Source organism: Amycolatopsis sp. NPDC039088, assembly GCF_055598845.1.
Genome location: NZ_JBVKAE010000039.1, coordinates 61650 through 84253, shown reverse-complemented (window position 1 = coordinate 84253; position 22604 = coordinate 61650). Strand labels below are relative to the sequence as shown.

The window sequence follows — 22604 nt, the reverse complement described above, 5'->3', positions numbered from 1 at the left end:
TGGACGAGGGTGGTGGTCGTCGCCCCGGTCTCACACCTTGATCAACGGAAGATCCGGGACACTCAACGTCCCCGATCTTCCGTTGATCAAGCTCGAGTCCCTCACGATCTGCGGACCGGCGACCGAGCGGGGAAGATTCCGGCCGTCCAACGGCCGGAATCTTCCCCACCCGGCCACACCGGCCACCCACACAAGCTCCACACCAGTGGGTAAACAAAGACAAGTCCTCCAAGGAGGCCTTCACGGCCCGGACACGCCACCATGAGTCTCAGTAGAACCACCGGTTACAACGATGGCGCGTGAAGCTCTTTCGCTCGGCTCAGCCGAGGAGCCCGGTACATGATGGGCCCCTTCCTGTGTCTAGGCGCAAGGAAGGGGCCCATCATGTACTTCACCGCGAGCAAAGAGCACCGGAAACGCCGGACGTCCCAGCATCAGGAAGAGCTACCCACGTCACGAGTAGGTACCTGAGAGAGGCTGGGCTAGAACCCTCATTGTCACCTTTTGTAGTCGGCTTGACATGCAGCCGAAAGGCTGCATAAAGTGAAAGGCAGCTGAACGGCTGCATATCAGGAAGGCGACATGGACGAGGTGTTCAAGGCGCTGGCCGACCCCAGTCGCCGCCGGTTGCTCGACGACCTGAACGCCCGCAACGGCCAGACCCTGCGCGAGTTGTGCGCGGGGCTGGACATGGCGCGGCAGTCCGTCAGCAAGCATCTGGCCGTGCTGGAGGCGGCCAATCTGGTGACCACGGTGTGGCGTGGCCGCGAGAAGTTGCACTACGTGAACGCGGAGCCGATCAACGCGATCGCCGAGCGCTGGATCGACCGGTATCACCAGGGCCGGGTCGACGCGCTCGCCGACCTGAAGAAGGCATTGGAGCAGGAACCCATGAGCAGCAACGAATTCGTCTACACCAGCTACATCAAGACAACGCCGGAGCGGCTCTGGCGAGCGCTGACCGACCCGGCCTTCACCAGGCAGTATTGGCGCTGCGAGTTCACTTCGGACTGGAAGAACGGGTCGACGATGGCCTGGGAGCAGCATGGTGTGAAGCTGGAGGACCCCGAGCAGGTCGTGCTGGAGTCCGACCCGTACCGGCGCCTGTCCTACACCTGGCACACCTTCACCCCGGAATTCGCCAAGTCCATGGAGATCGACGACGACGTGTCGGCCAAGCTCGCGGCCGAGCCGAGGTCGAAGGTGTCGTTCGACCTCGAACCCGTCGGCGACCTGGTGAAACTGACCGTGGTGCACGACGGTTTCGAGCCGGGAAGCACCCTGCTGGAGATGATCAGGAGCGGCTGGCCGTCGATCCTGTCGAGCCTCAAGACGCTGCTCGAGACGGGCGAGCCGCTGCCCGAGCCCGCGTAAGTGGGTCGACGACGCCGGTGCGATCGGGCAGGATCCGGACGTGCCCCTGGAGATCGCCTGCGACGAGTCCGGGTCCGAGGGTGAGAAGCTGATCGGTGGGCGGACCGGGGTGTTCGCGCACGCGGGAGTCCGGCTCGGCATCGAGGAGGCCTCGGCCTGCTTGGTCGAACTGCGCCGCCGGATCCGTTCGCCGGCGGTCGAATACAAGGCCAATCACCTGCTCCGCACGAAGCACCGGCGCGTCCTCGAATGGTTCCTCGGCCCGCTGGGCCCGGTCCACGGGCGCGCGCACGTTCACCTCGTCGACAAGAAACTGCTGCTGGCGAACGAACTCCGCGAACTCGTCGGCCGGGACGTCGCCCCGGACGACGCACTGCTGGCCGCCTTCAACGACGTGCTGCGGACCAGGAACCGGCGGGATCCCGCGGCCGGATCGTTCTTCGCGATGGTGGGAGACACCGAGGAACTACGGGCGAAGGTCGCCGAGTTGCGCGACGCCAAGGTCCTCGATCCCTTGGTTCCCGCGATCCTCCGCGCCGTCGAATGCTGGAGCGGGCACGGTGAGCCGGTCTTCGTCGTCCACGACGAACAGCCGTCGCTCAAGGGGGAGCGGCTCGCCGAAATCAAGTCCAGTCCGGGGCTGGCCGGGCTGAAGTTCGTGGATTCGCGCACGGATCCGCGGGTGCAGGTCGCCGATTTCCTGGTCGGGGTCGCCAGGCGGATCGCCGAGGACGAACTCGACGGAAAAGGTGACGCGGTATTGACCGCGCTTCTCGCGCCCTATATCGACTCGAAGTCGCTCTGGGACTGATTCACTCCATGGTGCGCGGAATCGCTCGGGTGGCCGTTGCCCGGCGCGGCGCGGGGCTGGAAATGTCGAGACGTATTCGACATCCGCTCCGGGAGGCAGTCGCAGATGCAGGCTTTCACCTTGCCCGAGTTCTACGTGCCGCATCCGGCGCGGATCAATCCGCACCTGGAAGCGGCACGGACGCACAGCATGGCTTGGGCGAGGGAGATGGGCATGCTCGATTCGCCGGCACCGTCCGGCGACGTCGTCTGGACCGAGCAGGCGCTGGCGAAGATGGATTACGCGCTGCTCTGTGCGCACACTCATCCGGACTGTGACGGGCCGTCCCTCGATCTGGTCACGGATTGGTACGTCTGGGTGTTCTTCTTCGACGACGATTTTCTCGCGCAATTCAAGTACACGCGGAACACCGAAGGCGCCAAAGCCTATTTGGACCGGCTGGAACTGTTCATGACCGGGCCGGGGGAAACGCCGCCGGAGCCGGATAATCCCGCCGAAGCCGGGCTCAAGGATCTCTGGGCGCGCACCATTCCCTCGATGTCGGAAGCCTGGCGGCGGCGATTCGTCACCAGTACGCACAACCTGATGGTCGAATCGCTCTGGGAACTGGACAACATCGACCGCGGCCGGATCGCGAACCCCATCGAATACATCCAGATGCGCCGCCGCGTCGGTGGCGCGCCGTGGTCGGCCAACCTGATCGAGTACGCCGTCGGCGCCGAAGTACCGGACAAGGTCGCGGCGACCAGGCCGCTGGAGGTTCTGCGCGACACCTTCGCCGACGCTGTCCACCTGCGCAACGACCTGTTCTCCTACCAGCGCGAAGTACGAGAGGAAGGAGAGAACTCCAACGCCGTCCTCGTCTTCGAGAAGTTCCTCGACTGTTCGACGCAGGAGGCCGCCGACCTCACCAACGACCTGCTGACCTCGCGGCTGCAGCAGTTCGAGAACACCGCGCTCGTCGAGGTGCCGTCGCTGCTGGCCGAACACGACGTCCCGCTGCCGGAACAGATCGGGATCGGCCTGTACGTCAAGGGGCTGCAGGACTGGCAGTCCGGCGGCCACGAATGGCACGCGAAATCCAGCCGGTACATGAACAAGGGCCCGGTCTCCGGCACGAACGGCCCCTTCAGCGGGCCGACAGGGCTCGGCACGGAGTCACTCCGGCTCTCGCCGAACCGTTTGGGCCTGGTCCAGCGGACGCGGCAGCAGGCACCTCCGCCGTTCGCGCCGGTGGGACACCTTCCCCTGCCCGAATTCCGCATGCCGTACCCGGTCCGCACCAGCCCGCACCTCGCCGCCGCCCGCGAGTACGCCCCGGGCTGGGCGCGGAAGATGGGCATGTTCGACTCGGTGCCGGGCGTCGAACTCGGCGGGGTCTGGGACGAACGCCGGATGCGCGGCATCGACCTGCCGCACTGCGCAGCGATGATCCACCCGGACGCGGACTTCGAACAGCTCAAACTGTCGTCGGACTGGCTCGCTTGGGGCACCTACGGCGACGACTACTTTCCGTTGATCTTCGGGATGCGGCGGGACCCCGTGGCGGCGAAATTGTGCAGCGACCGGCTCTCGCTGTTCATGCCGCTCGACGGCGAGCCGGTGCCCGAGCCCGCCGATCCGATCGAGCGAGGGCTGGCGGATCTGTGGAACCGCACCGCCGGACCGCTGACCCCGCACGCGCGGGCGGGTTTCCGGCAGGCGGTCGAGAGCATGATCGCGAGCTGGGTCTGGGAGGTGGTGAACCAGGCGCAGAACCGCGTCCCCGACCCGATCGACTACGTGGAGATGCGACGGCGGACTTTCGGATCGGACCTCACGAAGAGCCTCGCGCGGCTCGCGCTCGGCGACGTCGTCCCGCCGGAGATCTACCAGAACCGGGTGCTCTTCGAACTGGACACCGCCGCCCAGGACTACGCGACGATCGCCAACGATCTCTTCTCCTACCAGAAGGAGATCGAATACGAGGGCGAGGTGCACAACCTCGTCTACGTCATCGAACGCTTCCTCGACGTGGACCGGTTCCAGGCCAGGGACATCGCCGCCGACCTGATGAACGCGCGGATGGAGCAGTTCGAGCAGCTCGCTGACGAGGGACTGCCGCGGATGTGCGACGACCTCGGCCTCGACGACGAGGTCCGCGCGGTGCTGACCCGGTACGCGGACAACATGAAGAACTGGATGTCCGGAATCCTGGAATGGCACCGGAAATGCGTGCGGTACATGCCGGAGGAGCTGGCCCGCAGCCGCACCCCCGAACCGGCGGTGCTCTCGCTCAAGCCGAGCGGGATCGGGCCGAGCGGGATCGGGATGTCGGCGTGGCGGATCGGGAGCGGGGCGCGCTGACGGGTCGCGAGTCAGGAAGTCCGTGAAGGCCTCCTTCCCTACCTTCAGAGTAGGGAAGGAGGCCTTCACGGAGCGTGCGCCGCCTGACGCGGCTCGCCGCCTAGAAAGCGGTCAGGACGATCCGCGCCGAACGCGGGTCACCGTCGTGCACCAGCGACTCGAAGTGCCCGACATCGTCGAAGGCGAATCCGTACGCCTTACCGTCGACCATCTGCTCGTGCACGATCCGCGAGTAGTGGTCGGTCACGGTCTGCTTGTAGAACTGGCTCGCGTCGTAGGTCGGCTGCGTGTGCTGGAAACCCAGGGTCGACCGGTGCAGCGCCGCGCACAACGTCCGCGCGATCGGCCCGACGACCTGGTCGTTCGGCGCCTGCAGCCGCCCGTCGCAGTTGAAGACGTCGCGGGTGCTGGGCTTGCCGAACGACGCCACCGTCGCACCTGCGGTGTCCGTGAACCGCATGACGTCGTCCCCGCCGGTCCGGCCGGTGAACTTCTTGCCGGGCTCGGCCTCGAACGGGACCACGGTCAGCGGCGTCGACTTGTAGGTGTTCCAGGCGTTCGTGACGTAGCCGTCGAGGTAGTTTCCGCTGAACTTGCCGGAGTCGAGGCCCTTGCCCGGCGCGAGTACCCGCAGCCGGTTGTAGGCCAGGTTCGAGAAACCCGACTGCGCTTGGACGGCGTTGAAGATGTTCTCGCGGCCGTTCGCCTTGAGGCGCCCGGCTTCCTTGTTCGTGCCGGCACCGTTGGTCAGCCCGACGACGTGCGGGACGCTGAACATGTCCACCTGCGAGCTGTTGATGAACAGGCCCGCGTTGTCGTAGGTGAATTCGCTCCAGTCGAACAGGATGTCGCGGTTCGGATCGCCGTCCGCCCACGGGGCAGGCTGCACCAGTCCGTCCGGTGTCAGGAAGAACTTGATCTTCTGTCCGAACGACAGGTAGACGCGGCCCGACAGCATTCGCGGGATTCGCAGTGTGGTGGAGCCACCGTTTCCGGGGCCGGCGATCGCGACGTCCGGCGCGGGGCTCGGTGGGTTCGCGCCCGGCGGCCACGGGGTGAAGGCGCCGCCCGCGTTGACATAGCCGAGCCTGCCGGTGTTGAGGTTCGTGCCGAGCACGTAGAGATATACCGCGTCGGAGCGGTTCGAATTGTTGGTGACGGTCAGCGGCAGCGGATCGGGACCGGCGGCGACCGCGGCGGGCGCCGAAAGCGCCGAAACGCCGGTGACAAGTGGGAGAACGACCGCCAATGCGGTCAAGACGCGCCGGATCTTCTGACGGATGCGCACAGCTCACTCCTCGGCTGGATCCCGCCGCGGAGCGCGAACGCGCCACGGCGGTGCTTGCGGATGTCGGCCGGGGGCGCGTTCCCGGCCTGGCTGAGACCTTGGCGAGGGGTCTCAGCACGGAAAGTTACGTCCCGGCTACCAACTTGTCTAGACCAACAGTGGGAACCTGTCCGGTTTCGCGCCGAGGCGGACAATTTGTCGCGGACTTTCGTCGATTGAGGTGGGGGGATTACTCGACTACCGTTGTCCGCGTTCCGTCCTGGACCTCGACGGCCGGTTTTCTCATCCGTGGGGAGCGGGACATGGGCGGCGGCGACGATTTTCCGGTGCGAAGAACCGGCGAGGGTGACAGCTGGATTTCCCCTGCCGGGTGGGACGAACTGGCCAAGGCCGCGGCGAACGGCGAGCCGCACGGCATGGACGACCTCATGGCCGCCCTCTCGCCGTGGGCCCGGCAGTACGCCGAAACCCGGCTCGGCGGCCGCGACCTGACCTATCTCGAACCGGCCGACATCGCGCAGGAGATCTGCCTCGCCGTCTTGGTCGCCGTTCCCAGTTACGGCCTTCGCGGTGGCTCTTTCCTCTTTCTCCTGCGCGCCATCGCGGCGAACAAGGTCGCCGACGTCTTCCGGAAGGCGGCGCGGAGCAAACAGGTCCTGACCGGTGAACTCCCGGAGCACCCGGCAGTCGCCGCGGATGAGCCGGAGCAACGCGCGCTGCGGACCGACCTCGGTGTCCGGCTCGGCAGGCTGATGCGGATGCTGCCGGTCTCCCATCGCGAGGTGCTGGGAATGCGGGTGATCGGCCAGCTGTCGTCGAACGAGACCGCGGCGGCGCTCGGCACGACGTCGTCACGCGTGCGGGTGACCAAACACCGGGCGATCAGCAGGCTGCGCGCCTGCGCTCAGCGCCAGGACGCCTTGAGTTGAATGCGGACCAGCAGCCGGAGAAAGAGATTCTCCCGCTTGGCCCGGGTTTCGAGAATGCGAACGCACATGGCCCCTCCAGAGCTCGCCGTCGGCGCCGTCGCCGAGGGCCGGAGCCACGGACGCCGATGCCAAGCCTAGGTGCGAATGGGCAGGCCGAAACCGGCTGAACGGACGATTGGCGTCCACCTGTTCGGGTCCGGTGGGGGAATATCGACCGGAACAATACCGGTTCAGCGCTTGTTCGGCCTCGATTGATACCTAGACTGAATAGGTGTTCTCCCTGGAGCAGCTGGTGAGTTTCGTCGCGGTGGCCGAGGAACTGCACTACGGCCGCGCGGCGGAACGGCTTTCGATGACCCAGCCGCCGTTGAGCAGGCGGATCCAGCTGCTGGAGCGCGAACTGGGGGTCGAGCTTTTCGACCGTACGCACCGCGCGGTCCGCCTGACACCCGCCGGACGGGTCTTTCTCGCTGAGGCAAGGAAAATACTGCGTTCGTCGCAAGAGGCGACGCTGTATGTCCGCCGGGCGAAGAAGGGTGAGGTCGGCGTCGTCACGCTCGGTTTCACCGCCGCCGCCGCGTATTCGTACCTCGACCGCGTTCTCGCCGCGGCTAACGCCGAAGTGCCGGGCGTCGATCTGGTGCTCCGGGAAATGGTGACGTCGGCGCAGGTGGCGGAATTGCTGGCGGGCGGGATCGACCTCGGCATGATCCGGCCGCCGGTCACCGGCGCCGACATCGTGACCCTGCCGCTGTGGCGCGAGCCGCTGCTGGCGGCGTTGCCGTCGGCGCATCCTTTGGCAAGGCGCAAGAAGAATCCCGACATCCGCGACTTCGACGGCGAGCCGTTCATCATGTATTCGCCGTCGGAGGGCCGGTATTTCCACGATCTGCTCGTGGCGGTGTTCCGCACGGCGCGGGTGTTACCGGAATACCGGCAGTACCCCAGTCAGGTGCATACGGTGCTCGCGCTGGTCAAGGCGGATCTCGGGGTCGCGTTGGTGCCCGCGGCGGCCGCCGCGCTGCGCTTCGAGGGCGTCGTGCTCCGTCCGGTGGACGGTATCGAGGGCCGTCCGGTGGAACTCGAACTGATGTGGCGGCGCGGCAACGACAATCCGGCGCTCGGCGCGCTGCTCACCGTCATCGGCGGCCTGGCGCGACGCGGCCGTCAGTCCACTGTGGACTGATCGGGTGGCCAGGCGTCGCCCCATTCCGCGTCACGGGCCACACGGTAGGCCGCGCCGTGCCGTTTGGTGACGATCGTTTCGGTGAGCCCGCCCTCGGCGCACAGGGACAGGCTGACCATCCCCTTGCGTTTGACCGGATGCCGCAGGATCCGGCCCGCGGCCCGCTCCGGCGCCGTCCGCGAGGCGACGACGTAGGAGAACTTCTCGTCCTCGAACCCGAGCGTTCCCGATTTCAGCTGGCGATGCAGGCCGGTGCGCGGGAGGCGGGCGGAGAAATGGCACCAGTCCTTGCCGCGCGGGATCGGGCAGGCTCCTTCGTGCGGGCAGGGCGCGACCAGGGAGAGACCGAGTTCGACGAGCCTGTCCCGTGCCTCGACGATCCGCTCGTAGCCCGCCGGGGTGCCGGGTTCGATCAGCACCAGCATCCCGGCCTTGGCCGCCAGCCAACCGACGACGTCGGCCCGGCGGGTCTCGGGCAGTTCGCCGAGGACATAGGAGAGGGTCACCAGATCGGCGTCCGGCGCGGGAGCGTCCGGGTCGATCAGGCCGCGTTGCCAGGTCGAGCCGCGAACGGCCTGGCCACCGGCGTTCCCCGCGAGCCGCCGCCCCAACGCGATCGCGCCGGGAACCTGCTCGACGACCGTGCTGTCCTCCAGCGACGGCCACACGTCCGCGGCCGCCCAGATCGCGGCACCGGTGCCGCCGCCGACGTCGATCTGCGTACGCGGAGCGAACCCAGGAGCGCGAAGGGCGGCTTCGGTGAGAACAGCGTGTATGGCCGCGTAGGTGGCTGGCATCCGGTAGCCCGCGTACGCCGCGATGTCGACGTCGGAGGATAGGATCGGAGCCGTCGCCGGGTTGTTCTCGCGGTAGCGCGAGCTGAGCCGCTCGACGGACTGCGTCAGCCTGTGCTGCGGGTACTTGCCCAGCTCTTCGTCGAGGGCTGAGCGGAGATCTGGGGGGAGAGCGGCCACGGCCGAATTCTGGCATGGGCGGTTGACCTGCGATTTCCCGGCTGCTCGAATACTCGCGGAAAAAAGTTCGAGGACCGTGTCGAAACCCGGGATGCCCGATCGACGCGTAGATGTGGCAGGGACGAGCCCCGCCGGGAACGGAGACGCGAGATGCGGTTCATGGTGATCGTCAAGAGCAACGACGAGGTCGAGGCCGGTGCGCAGCCGAGCGCCGAGGACCTGCAGGAGATGGGGAAGTTCAACGAGGAGCTGGTCAAGGCCGGTGTCATGCTCGCGGGTGAAGGCCTGGTCAACAGCACGGACGGGGCCCGCATCCGGTACAACGGCACCGCCGAGGCCAGGGTCATCGACGGACCCTTCGCCGAGACAAAGGAACTCGTCGCGGGCTTCTGGATCCTCCAGGCGAAGGACAAGGCCGAGGTCGTCGAATGGATGAAGCGCGCGCCGTTCCGCGAGGGCGAGATCGAGATCCGCCGCGTCGCCGAGATGGACGACTTCGACCACGCCACCCCCGAGATCGTCGAGCACGAGCAGAAGCTGCGGAAGCAGGCGGAGAAGAACTAGTGGTTGCGGTCGTCGCGCCGACGATGTTGATTGGTCGGCGTGACGGCAACAGCAGACCCTCGTTCGGCGATCGACGCGGTGTGGCGGATCGAATCGGCCCGCCTCATCGCCGGCCTCGCGCGGATGACGCGCGACGTCGGCCTCGCGGAGGAACTGGCGCAGGACGCGCTGGTCGCCGCGCTCGAACAGTGGCCTGAGTCGGGCGTCCCGAGGAATCCGGGCGCCTGGCTCATGACCACGGCCAAACGCCGCGCCGTCGACACCTTCCGCCGCAACGAACGGTACGAGCGGAAACTCGGCGAGATCGGCCGCGAGCAGGAGTTCGAGGAGGAGCCCGACTTCACCGCGGGCCTCGACGACCATATCGAGGACGATCTGCTGCGGCTGGTGTTCACCGCCTGCCACCCGGTGCTCTCGACCGAGGCCAGGGTGGCGCTCACGCTGAAGATGATCGGCGGGCTGCAGACACACGAGATCGCGCGGGCGTTCTTGGCCAAGGAAACCGCCATCGCGCAGCGGATCGTCCGGGCGAAGAAGACACTCGGCGACGCCAAGGTGCCGTTCGAGGTGCCGGAGGGCGCCGATCGGGTCGCGCGCCTGGAGTCGGTGCTCGAAGTGATCTACCTGATCTTCAACGAGGGATATTCGGCGACGGCTGGCGAGGATTGGATGCGGCCGGGGCTGTGCGAGGAGGCACTGCGGCTCGGCCGGATCCTGGCCGGTCTCATGCCGAAGGAACCCGAGGTGCACGGGCTCGTCGCGCTGATGGAGATCCAGGCTTCGCGGTCCGCCGCGCGCGTCGGGCCGAACGGTGAACCCGTGCTGCTCATGGACCAGGACCGCGCCAAATGGGACAGGCTCCTGATCGGCCGCGGCCTCGCCGCGCTGGAACTCGCCGAATCGCTGACGGATGGCGCTTTCGGTGTCTACGCGGCGCAGGCCGCCATCGCCGCCTGTCACGCACGGGCGCGCACGGGCGAGGAGACCGATTGGGGACGCATCGCCGTCCTGTACGAAGGGCTCGGGAAGCTGAACCCGTCACCGGTGATCGAGCTGAACCGGGCGGTGGCGCTGTCGATGGCCTTCGGCCCGGAGGCGGGGCTCGTGGTCGTCGACAAGCTGACGTCGGAGCCCGCGCTTAAGTCGTATCACCTGCTGCCGAGTGTGCGCGGCGATTTCCTGGCGAAGCTCGGCCGTCTCGACGAGGCCCGCGTCGAGTTCGAGCGGGCGGCGGAGATGACCGGGAACGACCGGGAGCGCACCCTGCTGCTCAACCGGGCGGCCGAGTGCGCCTCCGGCACCGACCGCGTTTAGTCCTCTGAATGCGGTACTTGCGCGTGCAACTACCGCATTCAGAGGACGAAACGCGTCAGGCCGGGGTGGGGCGGAGGGTGGTGAGCGCCCGGTGCTGGCCCAGCCGGACGGACTGGACGGAGCAGCCGAGCGCCAACGCGGTGTCGTCGGTGGAAAGCCCGACGAGTGACCGCAGCACCATGATCTCGCGCTGCTGCCCCGGCAGCGCCGAGAGCGGGTTCGGCAGTTCGGCCGCCGTCCGGTGGAAGTCGTCGACCAGGCCGCGCGTGACGTTGTAGGCGAACGCGAGCAGCGTGGTCGCCTCGGCCGCACCGGCGAGGATCTCGCGGCAGCTGTTCGTCGCGACGGCGTCCGCGGTCTCATAGCTACCCGCACGCCGTCCGATCCGCGCCCGGCAGTAGCGCACGACAAGGACGCGGACCGCGTCGATGAGCTTCGAAGCTGTCTCCATCCGCCCGCCGGCCTCCTCCGACCGCCGCGAACCATCTACTGGCATCGGCTCCCTCTCCCACCTTTCAGATGAGCACGCCGGAGGGGGAGGGAGGTACGGTCTTTTTGCCCACACCGGAGGTGTCAGGCGGGTTTTCAGGCCTCGATGAAGACGATCCGCTCCGGTTCGACCGTCAGGTTCACGGTCTGTCGCTTCACGCTCACCAGGGTCTCGAATTCCGTGGCGTGTCCGTCCGGCACGGTGAACAGCCGGTCGTTGCGGGAGTCGAGGAAGTCGGAGAACCCGGTCAGCGAGACGCCGCCGCTCTCGTCGAGCGCGAGGTAGTCGACGAGCCTGCGGAACAATTTCGGCAGGATCACCAGTTCGTCGGCGAGTTGCCGCCGGGAGGAGAGCTTGAACCCGGAGTTCGTGACGTCCAGCGGCCACAGCCCGAGCCCGTCTTCGCGTGCCTTGCCCGCGGCCGCGGCCAAGGCGTCACGGAGATCGGGGTAGAGCAGTGAATAGAACGTCGGGTAGGCGAGGCCGTCCGCGACCTGCCGATAGTTGGCGGAGTTCTTCAGCGTTTTGACGTCGAGATGGACGCGGGAAAGGTCGGCCGACCTTCCCGGCCGTTGTCCGGGAAAGGCGAACGCCACCGCTCGTCCGTATTTGTCCGCGAATCGCGTCAGTATGTGACCCGGTACCTTGATCGGGGTCGCCGAAGTGACCCTTCCCCGTTCATCGCGTTCGACCGTTTTGAACCCGAGTGCCTTCAGCAGGTTCGCCGAGGCGGCGTCGGCGAATTCGGCGGGCTGATGCCACATCCCGCCGGTTCCCCTGGCCTGGTAATGCGTTTCGAGCGCGTCGATCGCGTCGAGCCGCAACTGCATCCCGCCCCGCGAATTGAGCCGGACCTTGAGGCCCGCCTTCTTGGTCGCCTGGGGATCTTCGGGATAGAAGCGCACCGAATCGCCGTCCGGTGAGGCTCCGACAAGCTGGAACGTACCTTTGATCAGCGTCATGGGCATGGGACAACGGTAGTTCTCATTCCGGTGAACGAACCATGCGTTCATCCATCCAGAGCAGTCACGGGTAAAGATCAGGTGACCATTGTGGACATACTCACGACGGGATCATGAATTCCAGCACGGTCGCCTGCAGCAAGGCGATGATCCCGACCACGAAGGTCAGCGCGACCGACCACAGGAACGTCTGCCGCAGCAGCGCCCCTTCCTTCCCGGACTGCCCGATCGCGGTGGCACCGATGGACAGATTCTGTGGCGAGATCATCTTGCCCATCACGCCGCCGGAGGTGTTCGTCGCACCGGCGAGGATCGGGTCGACGTGCAGCTGCTGCGCCGAAATCACCTGCATCGGTCCGAAGAGACTGTTCGTCGACGCGTCCGAGCCGGTGAGGAAGACGCCGAGCCAGCCGATGTAGGCGGAGAACAACGGGAACAGCACCCCGGTGGTCGCCAGCGCGAGCCCGAGTGTCTGCGTCGCACCCGAGTAGTTCATGACGAACGCGATCGCCAGGATCATGAAGATCGTCGCCAAGGCGCACCGCATCTGGTGCAGCGTCCGGCGGTAGGTGGCCAGCAGCAGTCGTGGTTTCGCGCCCATCGCGAAACCCGCCACGATCGCCGCGATCAGGGCCACGGTTCCCGGCGAGTAAAGGAAATCGACGGTCAACGTCGCCGCGTACGGAGTGTCCTTCGGCGTGATCGGCGCGTGCTGGACGACCTCCTTGTGCAGTCCCGGCCACGCGAACATCCAGTCGGCCTTGTGCAGCAACGCGGTCAGGTCCAGCCAGCCGGGCAGGTTCTTGAAGATCGTGCCGACGCGGGAAAGGAAGATCGCCACGATCAGGACGATGTACGGCGCCCACGCGTACGGCGCGCCGCGTCCGGCCTTCGCCGCGCCGAGGTTCGCTCCGGTCGTGATCGGTTCTTCGCCGTCGAAACGCCAAACCGTCGACGGCTGCCAGAACCGGGTCAGTATCCACAGCGCGGCCATCGCGGCGAGCGCGGCGACGACGTCGACGAGGCTCGGGCTGATGAAGTTCGAGGTGACGAACTGCATGACGGCGAACGCCAGACCCGCCGTCAGCACCGCGGGCCAGACCTCCACCATCCGTTTCCAGCCCGCGAGGACCACGATCAGGAAACCGGGGATGATCAAGGCCAGCAAGGGAAGCTGACGTCCGACCATCGACGAGAACAGCTCCGTCGCCTGTTCTTGTTTCATACCGAGGATCGGCGCCGTCAGCCTCCCCAGCACGATGAGCGGATTGCCGAGGCCGCCGAACGCGACCGGCGCGGTGTTCGCCAGCAGCGCGAGCACGACCGCCTTGACCGGCGGGAAACCGAGCGCCGCCATCATCGCCGCGGTGATCGCGATCGGCGAGCCGCCACCCGCGATCCCCTCCAGCAGCGCGCCGAACCCGAACGCGATCAGCAACGCCTGCAGGCGGCGATCCTCGCTGAACCCGGCGAGGACAGCCTTGATGTCGTCGAACCGTCCGGTCGCCACGGTGACGTTGTGGAAGTACACGGCGTGGAACGCGATCCAGGCCACCGACCACACGCCGAACACCAAGCCCATGGCCGCGGCGTCGAAGGCGAGCCCGGCGGGCATCCGGTACAGCGATACCGCGACCAGCAGTGCGGTGATCAGCGCCAACGCCGCCGAAAGGTGCGCGGACCGGCGCAGGACGCCCAGCGTCACCAGCAGCACGATGATCGGCAACGCCGCCAGCGCCGCGGACAGCCAGAGCCCGCCGGCGGGCTGGTAGTCCTGGAGCCAGCCCACGTCAGCCCCTTTGTGCCCGCACGTAACCGAGGCGGAGGGAAAGCGCGGCGGCCGTTCCCGCCACGGTCGCGCCGAGTTCGTCGGTCCGGCGGAGCACGCGGCCCGCCGGGCCCGCGATGCTGATCGCCGCGATCGGCCGTCCGGTGTGGTCGCGGACGGCGGCGGCCACGCAGCCGACGTCGGGTTCGTTCTCGACCTCGTCGACGGCCCAGCCGCGACGGCTCGTCCTGGCGAGGTCGTCGAGCAGCCTGGCCGGATCGATGATCGTCTTGAGGGTGAGACTGTCGAGTTTCATCCGGCGGATGCGTTCGAGCCGGTCCTGTTCGGGCAGTGCCGCCAGCCACGCCTTGCCCAGCGACGTCGCGTGCTGCGGACGGCGGGTGCCGAGACGGCAGGCCAGGGTGACGGCGTTGGCGCTGCGTTCGGTGGCGACGTAGACCATCGTGTCGTTGTCCGGGACGGCGAGATAGGTCGTCTCCCCGCTGCGTTCGGCGAGCGACGCGAGATAACGCGGGGCGCAGCGGTGGAGGTCTGTCGCCGCCATCGCGCGGGCGCCGAGTTCGACCAGCCGGGTACCGAGCCGCACGCGGCCGGTGGCGCGATCGGCTTCGAGGTATTCGAGGTTCTTGAGGGTGCCGACGATGCGGTAGGCGGCGCTCCGGGAGAGACCCAGTTGCCTGGCGATCGCGTTGGTGGAAATTTCCTGGTTCTTGCCGACGTGCTCGAGTACCGCGAGTCCGCGCTCGAGTGTGCCGCTGGAATCCAGGCCGCGTGGTGTACCCACTTCGCCCTCCGTTGGACCGGGGTACCGATGGCCGGTACCTGTTTCCGCTAAGCGGATTCGGACGTTAACAGCTCGGTCCACCGTTGGGAAGGTTTCTTAACAAACTGGCTCGTGGACAAGTTTTCCCAGCTCGTGGCCTTCCTGTCAAGATCACCGGTTCGGCCCAATCCCTTCGGCGGTTCCGATTCGGCGGATGACTTCAGAGGTCATTTTTCTGTTCACGGATATGAAAGAACCCCCGCCGGGAAAATACGGCGAGGGTTCGGCCAGGAGTTCGTTTCTAACGTGCGGACAGGTTCGCGACCGCGCGGACGACCGCCGTGCAGCGATCTTCGACGTAGGCCAAGCCGCCTTCTTCGGCGATCCGGCGTGCCTCGGCGGAGACGATGCCCTGCTGCAGCCAGAGTGCTTTCGCGCCGATCGCGACGGCCTGTTCGGCGATCGGCGGGGTGTCCGCCGACGGGCGGAAGACGTCGACGAGGTCGACCGGCTCCGGGATGTCGGTGAGCGAGCGGTAGACCTTCTCGCCGAGCAATTCCTCGGCCGACGGATGAACGGGGATGATCCGGAACCCGTGTGCCTGCAGCACGGCGGCGACCCCGTGCGAGGCCTTGGCCGGATCACGGCTCAGCCCCACCACGGCGATCGTCTTCGATCCGGCGAGGATCTCGGTGGCGCGATCGGTCATACCGGCTTCAACCATCTCGCCCGCGCGGGAATTCCTAGAGTTTCCAGAGCCGCAGGCCGCGCACCCGGTACACGGGCCAGACGACGTGCCAGACGCGTCGCCGCAGGAAGACCGCGGAACAGGTCAGGACGTTGCGCGCGGACGTCGTCGCGACATCGTGGCGATCCGGCCAGGTCTCGCCGTGCCGTCCGGCGGCGATCCGGAAGGCGTTGACCAGCCCCCGGCCCTGCATGTCGTACTTCGCGCCGGTGTCGCCGGAATCCGGGATGAGGGAAGCGATCTCCGGTCCGAACGCGGCCGAGGGCGCGGGTCCGGCGTCGGCGGGCAGGTCACCGACCGTCGCCGAGATCGCCTTGCCGTAGAGGCGGCGGGTGTAGCGCGTGAGCAGCAACCGTTCCCACAGCGGGAGGACACGGCGGTGCTTGAGCAGTGCCGAACACTCCGCGTGCCCGATGGCGAAGATGTCGGTCAGCTCGTCGTAGGCGTTGTGCGCCGTGGGCCCGTTGAGGTGCACGCGCACCTCGTACCGGATGCGCGCGGTCAGCTCGTCGAGCTCCTCGCGGCGGTCGATCCTGGTCTTCGCCCGTGAGAGCGACCAATCGGACATGGGTGCAGGCTAGGTGAAGATCGCGGTCGCACAAGACACTTTCGGCCTAATCTCCTCGTACCGGCCAGTGGAACGGGCGTCTTGTGCGGGCCAAGGTGAGGAGGCAGAGTTCGGCTGTCGGAAGGAGCCCATGGACGCCAGCACGCTGCAGGAGGCCGCGGCCGCGCTGCTCAGCGCGTACGAGACCGGCAAGCCGATCGCGCCCCTGATCGAGACGTATCCCACGGCGACGCTGGAAGACGCGTACCGCATCCAGCAGCGGCTCGTCCGGCACTGGGTCGAACGGGGTGACGACGTGCGCGGGCACAAGGTCGGCCTCGCCTCCGCCGCCATGCAGCGGCAGATGGGCGTCGACCAGCCCGACTACGGCCACCTGACCGCCTCGATGTTCCACCTCGAACACCAGCCGATCCCGATCGGCGGTTTCCTGCAGCCGAAGATCGAACCGGAGATCGCGTTCGTGCTCGGCTCGCGGTTGCGCGGCCCCGGTGTGACGGTGGCGGACGCGCTGCGCGCGGTCGACTTCGTCGTGCCGGCACTGGAAATCGTGGATTCCCGCATCCAGGACTGGAAGATCGGCATCGTCGACACCATCGCGGACAACGCGTCCTCCGGCGGGGTCGTCCTCGGCAGCAGGCCGACCGCGATCGGCGACCTCGACCTGCGGCTGGTGGGCTGTGTCCTGCACCGGAACGGCGGGATCGCGGCCACCGGTGCCGGTGGCGCGGTACTCGGTTCGCCGGTGAACGCGCTGGTGTGGCTCGCGAACACGGTCGGACCGCTCGGTGTCGCGCTGGAACCGGGCCACGTCGTGCTGCCGGGTTCCATGACGCGTGCGATCCCGGTGAGCCCCGGCGACACCGTCGTCGCGACGATGGCGGGGCTCGGCAGTGTCACCGCGAAGTTCTCCGGGGAGGAACGGTCGTGAGCCTTGGGGTGCGTGAGGCGGCGGAAGCGCTGCTGTCCGGGGAAGAACGCGAGCCGCTGACAGACTCGTGGCCCGCTTTGGACGTCGATACCGCTTATGCGATCCAGGACGAGGCGTTGCGGCTTCGGCGGGCTCGCGGCGAGACCGTGGTCGGCGTCAAGCTGGGCCTGACCTCGCGCGTGATGCAGCAGCGGATGGGAATCGACTCGCCGTTGCTCGCGTGGCTGACCGACGCGATGGTCCTGCCCGCCGGTGTACCGGTGCCGTCGCTGATCCACCCGCGTGCGGAACCCGAGCTGGTTTTCGTGCTGGGGAAACGACTCGCGGGCCCCGGCGTGACCGCGGCGACCGCGATGGCCGCCGTGGACCGGGTCCACGGCGGCATCGAGATCGTCGACAGCCGCTACCGTGACTATCGGGGCAAACTGCCGGACGTCGTGGCGGACAACGCCTTCTCCGCGTATTTCACGCTGGGCCCGGTCGGCGTCGAGCCGTCCGCGCTGGATCTTTCGCTGGAGGCGGCACTTTTGGAGGTCGACGGTGCCATCGTCGACACCGCCACCGGCGCCGCCGTGCAGGGCCATCCGGCGGAGGCCTTGGCGCTGGCGGCCAACACCCTCGGCGCCCGGGGTCTCGCGCTGGAGCCGGGGTGGATCGTGCTCACCGGCGGGATGACGGACGCCGTCGACCTGCGCCCGGGTTCACGGGTGGCCGCGCACTTCTCGCATCTGGGTTCGATCACGCTCGCCGGGTCTTGACCTCGGCCCGGTCCGCCGTCCGCAGCAGGCCGCGTACGAGCCGGGGCCAGATCGCGCGCGGAAGGTCGTGCCCCATCCCGGCGACGATGTCCAATTCGGACTCCCGCAGCGCGCGAGCGGTCGCCCTGCCACCGGAAACGTGCACGAGCGGATCCCTCGAACCGTGCACGACGAGTGCCGGCACCTGGAGTTTCCGCAGCGCGCGGAAACGATCCCGGCTCGACAAGATCGCCGCCAGCTGACGTGCGGTGCCGCCGGGATTCACGCCACGGTCGAAGGAGCGTTCCGCGCGCTCCCGCAGCCGGGCCTCGTCGAAGGGATAACCCGGCGAGCCGATGACACGGAACGTGCGCAGCAGGTAGTCGACGTACTGCTCCCGATTACGCGGCGGAGCCGAAAGCAGCATCGTCATCGCCTTGGCACTCGGCCGTCCGACGAACCGGTTGCCGGTGGTCGACATGATCGACGTCAGCGAGCGCACCCGCGCCGGATGCTCGATGGCCAGGGTCTGCGCGACCATCCCGCCCATCGACGCGCCGACGACGTGCGCGCTCTCGAGGCCGAGCTCGTCCAGCAGCGCGGCGGCGTCGTCCGCCAGGTCCTTCAGCGAGTACGGCGCGACGCGCAGGGTGTAGGCCAGCGGCAGGTTCACCCGCCCCGACAGCCTGCTGGAGCGCCCGGCGTCCCGGTTGTCGTAGCGGACGACGAAGAACCCCTCGGCCGCGAGGTTCTCGCAAAGTTCGTCGTCCCACCAGATCATCTGCGAGGCGAGGCCCATGATCATCAGCAACGGCCTGCCGTCCGGCGGACCGAACGTCTCGTAGCACAACTGGATGCCGTTCACCTCGGCGATCGTCTCCGGCATTCCGACAGTGTGACCGGTGACGGCCGAAACGGCTACGCGTCTTCGATGTGGACGGCCTCACTCTCCGGCCCGGCGGAACGCTGCGTACCCGCGTAGTCGGCGACCTCGTCCGATTCGGTGTCTCGCGGTTCACCGCCGTCGGGCGTCGTGAGCTGGATGGCCTCTTCGGAGACGTCCGCGGGGCCGGGGCCGTCCGCTGCTTCGCGGTCTTCCTGGTCGGACATGCTTTCCCTCCGGTGGATCGGGTCCTTGCCGTCCACCGGTTACCCGCTCAGCCGCCGCGATACGCACGGGCCTGGATTTCGTAAAGCTCGTGGTAGAGGCCTCCTTCCTCGATGAGTTCGGCGTGCGTGCCCTGCTCGATCAGCCGTCCTTTCTCCAGGACCAGGATCCGGTCCGCGGAGCGGATGTTGGCCAGCCGATGGGTCACCAGGATCGTCGTGCGCCTGCCCGCCCCGGAAACGCTCGCGTGCCTCAGCCCCGCGAAGACCCGGGCCTCGGCCTTCGCGTCGAGGGCGGCCGTCGGCTCGTCGGCGATCAGGACGGCGGCGTCCCGGTAGATCCCGCGGGCGATGCCCATCCGCTGCCATTGCCCGCCCGACAGATCCTGCCCGTCGTTGAACTTCTTGGACAGCACCGTTTTCTCCTTGGCGGGCAAGGAATCGATCACTTCGTCGGCGCCGGAGGAGGTGATCGCGTCATGCCAAGCGGCGCGTTCCGGGTCTTCGCGGCCGAGCCTGCCGACGGTCACGTTGTGCTCCGCCGTCATCGGCCATTCGGCGGGATCCTGGGCGATGACGGCGATGTTGGCGTGCACCGACTCGTGATCGGCACCGGCGATGTCGACGTCGTCCCAATACACCTTTCCCTCCGAAGGCGGATAGAGCCCGGTGAGGAGCTTGCCCAGGGTGGTCTTGCCCGAACCGTTCTCCCCGACCAGCGCGATCACCTCGCCGCGCCGGATGGTCAGCGAAACCTCGCGTAGCGCGGGTTTTCGCTGGCCGGGATAGGTGAAACCGACGTTCTCCAGCCGGATCTCCGCCGGATCCGGCGGAGCGGCCACCCCGGTCTTCACCGGACCGCGTTTCCCGGATTCCACCAGCAGCCGGTTGAAGAAGGCGATGTAGAACGACTCCTCGTACAGGGAGTTCACCGCGTGCATCGTGATGGACAGCGAATTCGACGCCGTCCGCATGGCGAGCGCGGCCGTGCCGGCGAGGGCGAGCTCCATCTGCCCGGTGTAGAGCAGGAGACCGAGCACCAGATACGCGATCGCGGTGCCCACCCCGGCCGCCGCGCGCCCGGTCAGGCGGACCATGTTGCTGCGATGCGCGAGCCGGACCTCTTCGCGCATCAGGCTGTCGGTGATCCGCCGGTACTCCCCGAGCAACGGCTCCTGGAGGGTGAGGGCATGCCGTTCGAGGGCGAACTCGCGCCACGTCGCCACCTCCTCGACGATCCCTTTCCGGATGTTGCGGCCGACGGTGTCGAGATAATGCCGGTAGTTCAGCTTCGCGACCTTCGCCGCCGCCCACCCGTCGGCCACCGCCGCGAGCAGCAGCACCGGCGCGAGCCACGGGTTGAGCAGACCCGCCGCCACCAGCGCGGCGACCAGCGAGATCAGCGCCGACGTCAGATCCGCGAGCCAGCGCAGGCTCATCTCGATCGACCGGACCCCGTACCGTGCGCCCTGCCTCGCCAGCTCCCGGAAATCGGCGTCCTCGAAGGCCAGCAGCCGGACGCGGACCATCGCGGCGGTGACCTCGTCGCCCGCCGAAGTCACGACCCGCGGCCGGAGCGCGCCCTCGACCGCGGCCACCGCCGTGTCGAGCAGGGCGCGCAAGGCGTACGTGCCGACGACGACCAGCAGCGCGGGCAGCGACTGCAGCACCCTGTCCGGCGTCGGCCCGTTCTCCAGCAGCGCGATGAACACGTTCGCCGTGGCCAGCAGGCCGAACGCCGTGACACAGCCGGAAAGAAGGTGGACGACGCCGGCGAGCAGGGTCAGCCGCGGCGACGTCCGCCAGGCCAGCCGCAGCACGATGGCCACGGCGGACGGGACCGTGCGGATGGCCTTGACCATCCCCGCCGAGGCCACGGTCTCGTCGACCGTGGCCCATTCGGGCATCTTGAAGTTCTCGACCCCGATCAGGGGCACGGTCGCTTCGGGCACTCCTCCTTCTCTACGCGCACCCACCGACATTTTTGAGAGCTGAAGGGGTGGGGTGACTGTGTGGGTTCGGCGGCGAGGCCGGCGCCGGGTGGTAGCAAAGGTCCCTTGCTCCCTCAGTTGACCGGGTGGATTTCGGGTCATCCCGCCAAAACCCACACGGTCGGTGGGCACCCCTCCTGCCGTCCGCAGGACGAAAGTCCTCTTCAGCTCCCCATCACCCTGCGCTACTCTCTCGCTAGAGCGATCTATCAAGTCGCAAGGGGGCGAACATGGAAACTCTTCAAGACCGGGGACTCACCGCGTTACGGCTGATCCTCGCCTTCACGCTGCTGTCCACCACGCTGCACTACGCGCACAACGTGCTCCGGGCGGCGGACTATCCGCAGGTCGAAGGGATTCCGGTCGGCGTCGCGGCCACGTTGGTCGTCTTCGCGTACTTCCTCTTCACCGCGTTCGGCGTGCTCGGCTACCGCGATTACCTGCGCGGACGCTACTGGCGGGCGCTCGCGTTCCTGATGGTCTATTCGCTGTCCGGGCTGGCCAGTCTCGGCCATTTCCTGGTCGCCGTGCCGCGGATCCCGGCCTTCTGGTTCGCCACGATCTACACCGACACGGCGTCCGCACTCCTGTTGTGGGCCTTCGCGACCTGGGCGGCGACGAAGCTCAACCGCGTGCCCGTGCGCGCCGCCTAGCCGCCGTAAGTGATGTGGTGGGGCGCCGCGATCTTGTTGATCTTCTCCGGATCGATCGCGCCCTCGGTGAAGACGGCCGGTCCCGCCTCGAACAGGTCCTCCAGGTAGTGCTCCCAGCCGCCGGGGGAGGAGATCTGGAGGACCCGGGGCGGTTCGGAGACCCGGCGCAGCGCGTGCGGCACGCCGCGCGGCAGCAGGACGAACGTGCCTTTGGTGGCGACATGGCTCTCGTCGTCGAAATCGATCCCGAGTTCGCCTTCGAGGACGTAGACGCACTCGTCGGCCTCGTGGTGCACGTGCCGCGGGATGTCCAGGGCGAGGGTGACCTCGAGAAGCGAGAACCTCGTCTCGGTGTCCTCGGTCATCGCCTTGACGCTGAACGCCCTCGGCAGCGGCACGCGGCCGGGTCGCGTATCGCCGGGTTTGAGCAGCAGGAAACGGTCCTTCGACATGCTAGACTTCCCCTCATTCGGAAACGGACTCCGTTTCCACTTAATCGCGAGGGGGCCAGCTTGTCAACCAAGCCGCGTGCGGACGCGGAGCGCAATCGAGTGCGGGTGATGGAGGCGGCGCGTGCGCTGTTCGCCGAACGCGGCGACGACGTGCAGATGCCGGAGATCGCCCGCGCGGCCGGAGTCGGGGTGGGGACCGTGTACCGCCATTTCCCGGACCGCCAGGCACTGGTCGAGGCGGCCGCGGAGCAGCGGTTCGCGGAGATCGAGGACTACGCGCGGACGCACTGCTTCGGCGAGGATTCCGGGCTGGAGCGCTACTTTCGGTATGTCGGCGAGCTGCTGGCCGGCGATCGGGGTCTCACCGCCGCCATCGACTCGGCCCGAGGGCGGCCGGGGAGTGAGCCCCGCGGCACCGCTCGCGGGAGACTCGAGAGCGTGGTCGCGGAGGTCATCGCCCACGATCGGGCGGCGGGTCTCGTCCGGCCGGACTGCACTGTTGCCGACGTCTATCTGCTGGTCGGCGCCCTTTCGTCCGTCATCCGCACGGGTTCCGACTGGCGCCGGTTCCTCGACCTGGTCCTTCCTGCTCTCCGTGACCAACTTTCTACACAACATTGACGTTCAATA

At 67.6% G+C, this 22604-nt stretch carries 23 protein-coding genes; 11 read left to right on the top strand and 12 right to left on the bottom strand.

Annotated elements, in window-relative coordinates:
* Nucleotides 1-582: 582 nt before the first annotated feature.
* From ACZ7KI_RS35945 to ACZ7KI_RS35935, 3 genes are all read left to right on the top strand, one after another.
* A complete protein-coding gene (locus tag ACZ7KI_RS35945; protein WP_470277474.1) occupies nt 583-1374 on the top strand; it encodes an ArsR/SmtB family transcription factor in 792 nt (263 codons plus the stop codon).
* 40 nt (nt 1375-1414) lie between these two features.
* Nucleotides 1415-2185 (top strand): DUF3800 domain-containing protein, encoded by a 771-nt coding sequence (locus ACZ7KI_RS35940; RefSeq protein ID WP_470277473.1) that lies wholly within the window; start codon nt 1415-1417, stop codon nt 2183-2185.
* A 105-nt stretch (nt 2186-2290) separates the two neighbouring features.
* A complete protein-coding gene (locus ACZ7KI_RS35935) occupies nt 2291-4531 on the top strand; it encodes a terpene synthase family protein (protein ID WP_470277472.1) in 2241 nt (746 codons plus the stop codon).
* 100 nt (nt 4532-4631) lie between these two features.
* Here the strand turns inward: ACZ7KI_RS35935 and ACZ7KI_RS35930 are convergent, their stop codons facing one another.
* Entirely contained in the window at nt 4632-5819 is a 1188-nt protein-coding gene (locus ACZ7KI_RS35930) for a beta-1,3-glucanase family protein (protein ID WP_470277471.1), read from the bottom strand.
* A gap of 326 nt (nt 5820-6145) precedes the next feature.
* Between ACZ7KI_RS35930 and ACZ7KI_RS35925 the strand changes: the two genes are divergently transcribed.
* Together ACZ7KI_RS35925 and ACZ7KI_RS35920 are read left to right on the top strand one after the other, a co-directional pair.
* Nucleotides 6146-6748, top strand: coding sequence for a sigma-70 family RNA polymerase sigma factor (locus ACZ7KI_RS35925; protein WP_470277470.1), 603 nt, complete (start codon nt 6146-6148; stop codon nt 6746-6748).
* Nucleotides 6749-7019: 271 nt separating this feature from the next.
* Nucleotides 7020-7934 (top strand): LysR family transcriptional regulator, encoded by a 915-nt coding sequence (locus tag ACZ7KI_RS35920; RefSeq protein WP_470277469.1) that lies wholly within the window; start codon nt 7020-7022, stop codon nt 7932-7934.
* On the opposite strand, the gene ACZ7KI_RS35915 is transcribed toward ACZ7KI_RS35920, so the two are convergent.
* Nucleotides 7916-8908 carry a small ribosomal subunit Rsm22 family protein gene (locus ACZ7KI_RS35915; RefSeq protein ID WP_470277468.1) on the bottom strand — a complete coding sequence of 331 codons (993 nt, stop codon included), beginning with the start codon at nt 8906-8908 and terminating at the stop codon, nt 7916-7918. The genes ACZ7KI_RS35920 and ACZ7KI_RS35915 overlap by 19 nt on opposite strands.
* A 150-nt stretch (nt 8909-9058) precedes the next feature.
* On the opposite strand from ACZ7KI_RS35915, the gene ACZ7KI_RS35910 reads away from it, so the two are divergent.
* Nucleotides 9059-9472 carry a YciI family protein gene (locus ACZ7KI_RS35910; RefSeq protein WP_470277467.1) on the top strand — a complete coding sequence of 138 codons (414 nt, stop codon included), beginning with the start codon at nt 9059-9061 and terminating at the stop codon, nt 9470-9472.
* 30 nt (nt 9473-9502) lie between these two features.
* The gene (locus ACZ7KI_RS35905) at nt 9503-10786 is read left to right on the top strand and encodes an RNA polymerase sigma factor (protein WP_470277466.1); all 1284 of its coding nucleotides are present in this window, start codon (nt 9503-9505) and stop codon (nt 10784-10786) included.
* A 55-nt stretch (nt 10787-10841) separates the two neighbouring features.
* Here ACZ7KI_RS35905 and ACZ7KI_RS35900 read toward each other — a convergent pair whose 3' ends face one another.
* The 6 genes from ACZ7KI_RS35900 to ACZ7KI_RS35875 all read right to left on the bottom strand — a co-directional run bounded on the left by ACZ7KI_RS35900 (nt 10842) and on the right by ACZ7KI_RS35875 (nt 16106).
* Complete coding sequence (locus ACZ7KI_RS35900; RefSeq protein ID WP_470277465.1) at nt 10842-11237, bottom strand: sigma factor-like helix-turn-helix DNA-binding protein; 396 nt, start codon at nt 11235-11237, stop codon at nt 10842-10844.
* A gap of 134 nt (nt 11238-11371) precedes the next feature.
* A complete protein-coding gene (locus tag ACZ7KI_RS35895; RefSeq protein ID WP_470277464.1) occupies nt 11372-12244 on the bottom strand; it encodes a nuclease in 873 nt (290 codons plus the stop codon).
* A 94-nt stretch (nt 12245-12338) separates the two neighbouring features.
* On the bottom strand, nt 12339-14027 hold the full coding sequence (locus ACZ7KI_RS35890) for an L-lactate permease (RefSeq protein ID WP_470277463.1): 1689 nt from the start codon (nt 14025-14027) through the stop codon (nt 12339-12341).
* A gap of 1 nt (nt 14028) precedes the next feature.
* Nucleotides 14029-14811 (bottom strand): IclR family transcriptional regulator, encoded by a 783-nt coding sequence (locus ACZ7KI_RS35885; RefSeq protein WP_465502298.1) that lies wholly within the window; start codon nt 14809-14811, stop codon nt 14029-14031.
* Nucleotides 14812-15091: 280 nt separating this feature from the next.
* Nucleotides 15092-15499, bottom strand: coding sequence for a CoA-binding protein (locus ACZ7KI_RS35880; RefSeq protein ID WP_470277462.1), 408 nt, complete (start codon nt 15497-15499; stop codon nt 15092-15094).
* Nucleotides 15500-15533: 34 nt separating this feature from the next.
* Nucleotides 15534-16106 (bottom strand): hypothetical protein, encoded by a 573-nt coding sequence (locus ACZ7KI_RS35875; RefSeq protein ID WP_470277461.1) that lies wholly within the window; start codon nt 16104-16106, stop codon nt 15534-15536.
* A 130-nt stretch (nt 16107-16236) separates the two neighbouring features.
* Here ACZ7KI_RS35875 and ACZ7KI_RS35870 point away from each other — a divergent pair, with 130 nt between their 5' ends.
* Nucleotides 16237-17034, top strand: a complete 798-nt coding sequence (locus tag ACZ7KI_RS35870; RefSeq protein WP_470277460.1) for a 2-keto-4-pentenoate hydratase — start codon at nt 16237-16239, stop codon at nt 17032-17034.
* Nucleotides 17031-17792: a 2-keto-4-pentenoate hydratase gene (locus ACZ7KI_RS35865; RefSeq protein ID WP_470277459.1), complete on the top strand. Its 762-nt coding sequence runs from the start codon at nt 17031-17033 to the stop codon at nt 17790-17792. Before ACZ7KI_RS35870 ends, ACZ7KI_RS35865 begins: the two co-directional genes overlap by 4 nt.
* Here the strand turns inward: ACZ7KI_RS35865 and ACZ7KI_RS35860 are convergent.
* Genes ACZ7KI_RS35860 through ACZ7KI_RS35850 form a run of 3 tightly spaced genes read right to left on the bottom strand, consistent with a single transcriptional unit; the run spans nt 17773 to nt 20830 of the window.
* The gene (locus tag ACZ7KI_RS35860) at nt 17773-18657 is read right to left on the bottom strand and encodes an alpha/beta fold hydrolase (protein WP_470277458.1); all 885 of its coding nucleotides are present in this window, start codon (nt 18655-18657) and stop codon (nt 17773-17775) included. The genes ACZ7KI_RS35865 and ACZ7KI_RS35860 overlap by 20 nt on opposite strands.
* Nucleotides 18658-18689: 32 nt before the next feature.
* Nucleotides 18690-18881: a hypothetical protein gene (locus ACZ7KI_RS35855; protein ID WP_470277457.1), complete on the bottom strand. Its 192-nt coding sequence runs from the start codon at nt 18879-18881 to the stop codon at nt 18690-18692.
* Between the two features lie 47 nt (nt 18882-18928).
* Nucleotides 18929-20830: an ABC transporter ATP-binding protein gene (locus ACZ7KI_RS35850; RefSeq protein ID WP_470277456.1), complete on the bottom strand. Its 1902-nt coding sequence runs from the start codon at nt 20828-20830 to the stop codon at nt 18929-18931.
* 269 nt (nt 20831-21099) lie between these two features.
* Between ACZ7KI_RS35850 and ACZ7KI_RS35845 the strand changes: the two genes are divergently transcribed.
* The gene (locus ACZ7KI_RS35845; RefSeq protein ID WP_470277455.1) at nt 21100-21522 is read left to right on the top strand and encodes a hypothetical protein; all 423 of its coding nucleotides are present in this window, start codon (nt 21100-21102) and stop codon (nt 21520-21522) included.
* Here the strand turns inward: ACZ7KI_RS35845 and ACZ7KI_RS35840 are convergent.
* Nucleotides 21519-21974, bottom strand: a complete 456-nt coding sequence (locus ACZ7KI_RS35840) for a cupin domain-containing protein (protein ID WP_470277454.1) — start codon at nt 21972-21974, stop codon at nt 21519-21521. The genes ACZ7KI_RS35845 and ACZ7KI_RS35840 overlap by 4 nt on opposite strands.
* A 60-nt stretch (nt 21975-22034) precedes the next feature.
* On the opposite strand from ACZ7KI_RS35840, the gene ACZ7KI_RS35835 reads away from it, so the two are divergent.
* Nucleotides 22035-22595, top strand: a complete 561-nt coding sequence (locus tag ACZ7KI_RS35835; RefSeq protein ID WP_470277453.1) for a TetR/AcrR family transcriptional regulator — start codon at nt 22035-22037, stop codon at nt 22593-22595.
* The last annotated feature ends 9 nt before the right edge of the window (nt 22596-22604 follow it).

Excerpts from the sequence above, each read along its gene's own strand:
- ACZ7KI_RS35945 (WP_470277474.1), top strand. The coding sequence starts at position 583 with ATGGACGAGGTGTTCAAGGCGCTGGCCGACCCCAGTCGCCGCCGGTTG.
- ACZ7KI_RS35935 (WP_470277472.1), top strand. The coding sequence starts at position 2,291 with ATGCAGGCTTTCACCTTGCCCGAGTTCTACGTGCCGCATCCGGCGCGG.
- ACZ7KI_RS35910 (WP_470277467.1), top strand. The coding sequence starts at position 9,059 with ATGCGGTTCATGGTGATCGTCAAGAGCAACGACGAGGTCGAGGCCGGT.
- ACZ7KI_RS35900 (WP_470277465.1), bottom strand. The coding sequence starts at position 11,237 with ATGGAGACAGCTTCGAAGCTCATCGACGCGGTCCGCGTCCTTGTCGTG.
- ACZ7KI_RS35895 (WP_470277464.1), bottom strand. The coding sequence starts at position 12,244 with ATGCCCATGACGCTGATCAAAGGTACGTTCCAGCTTGTCGGAGCCTCA.
- ACZ7KI_RS35880 (WP_470277462.1), bottom strand. The coding sequence starts at position 15,499 with ATGACCGATCGCGCCACCGAGATCCTCGCCGGATCGAAGACGATCGCC.
- ACZ7KI_RS35875 (WP_470277461.1), bottom strand. The coding sequence starts at position 16,106 with ATGTCCGATTGGTCGCTCTCACGGGCGAAGACCAGGATCGACCGCCGC.
- ACZ7KI_RS35870 (WP_470277460.1), top strand. The coding sequence starts at position 16,237 with ATGGACGCCAGCACGCTGCAGGAGGCCGCGGCCGCGCTGCTCAGCGCG.
- ACZ7KI_RS35860 (WP_470277458.1), bottom strand. The coding sequence starts at position 18,657 with ATGCCGGAGACGATCGCCGAGGTGAACGGCATCCAGTTGTGCTACGAG.
- ACZ7KI_RS35855 (WP_470277457.1), bottom strand. The coding sequence starts at position 18,881 with ATGTCCGACCAGGAAGACCGCGAAGCAGCGGACGGCCCCGGCCCCGCG.
- ACZ7KI_RS35845 (WP_470277455.1), top strand. The coding sequence starts at position 21,100 with ATGGAAACTCTTCAAGACCGGGGACTCACCGCGTTACGGCTGATCCTC.
- ACZ7KI_RS35840 (WP_470277454.1), bottom strand. The coding sequence starts at position 21,974 with ATGTCGAAGGACCGTTTCCTGCTGCTCAAACCCGGCGATACGCGACCC.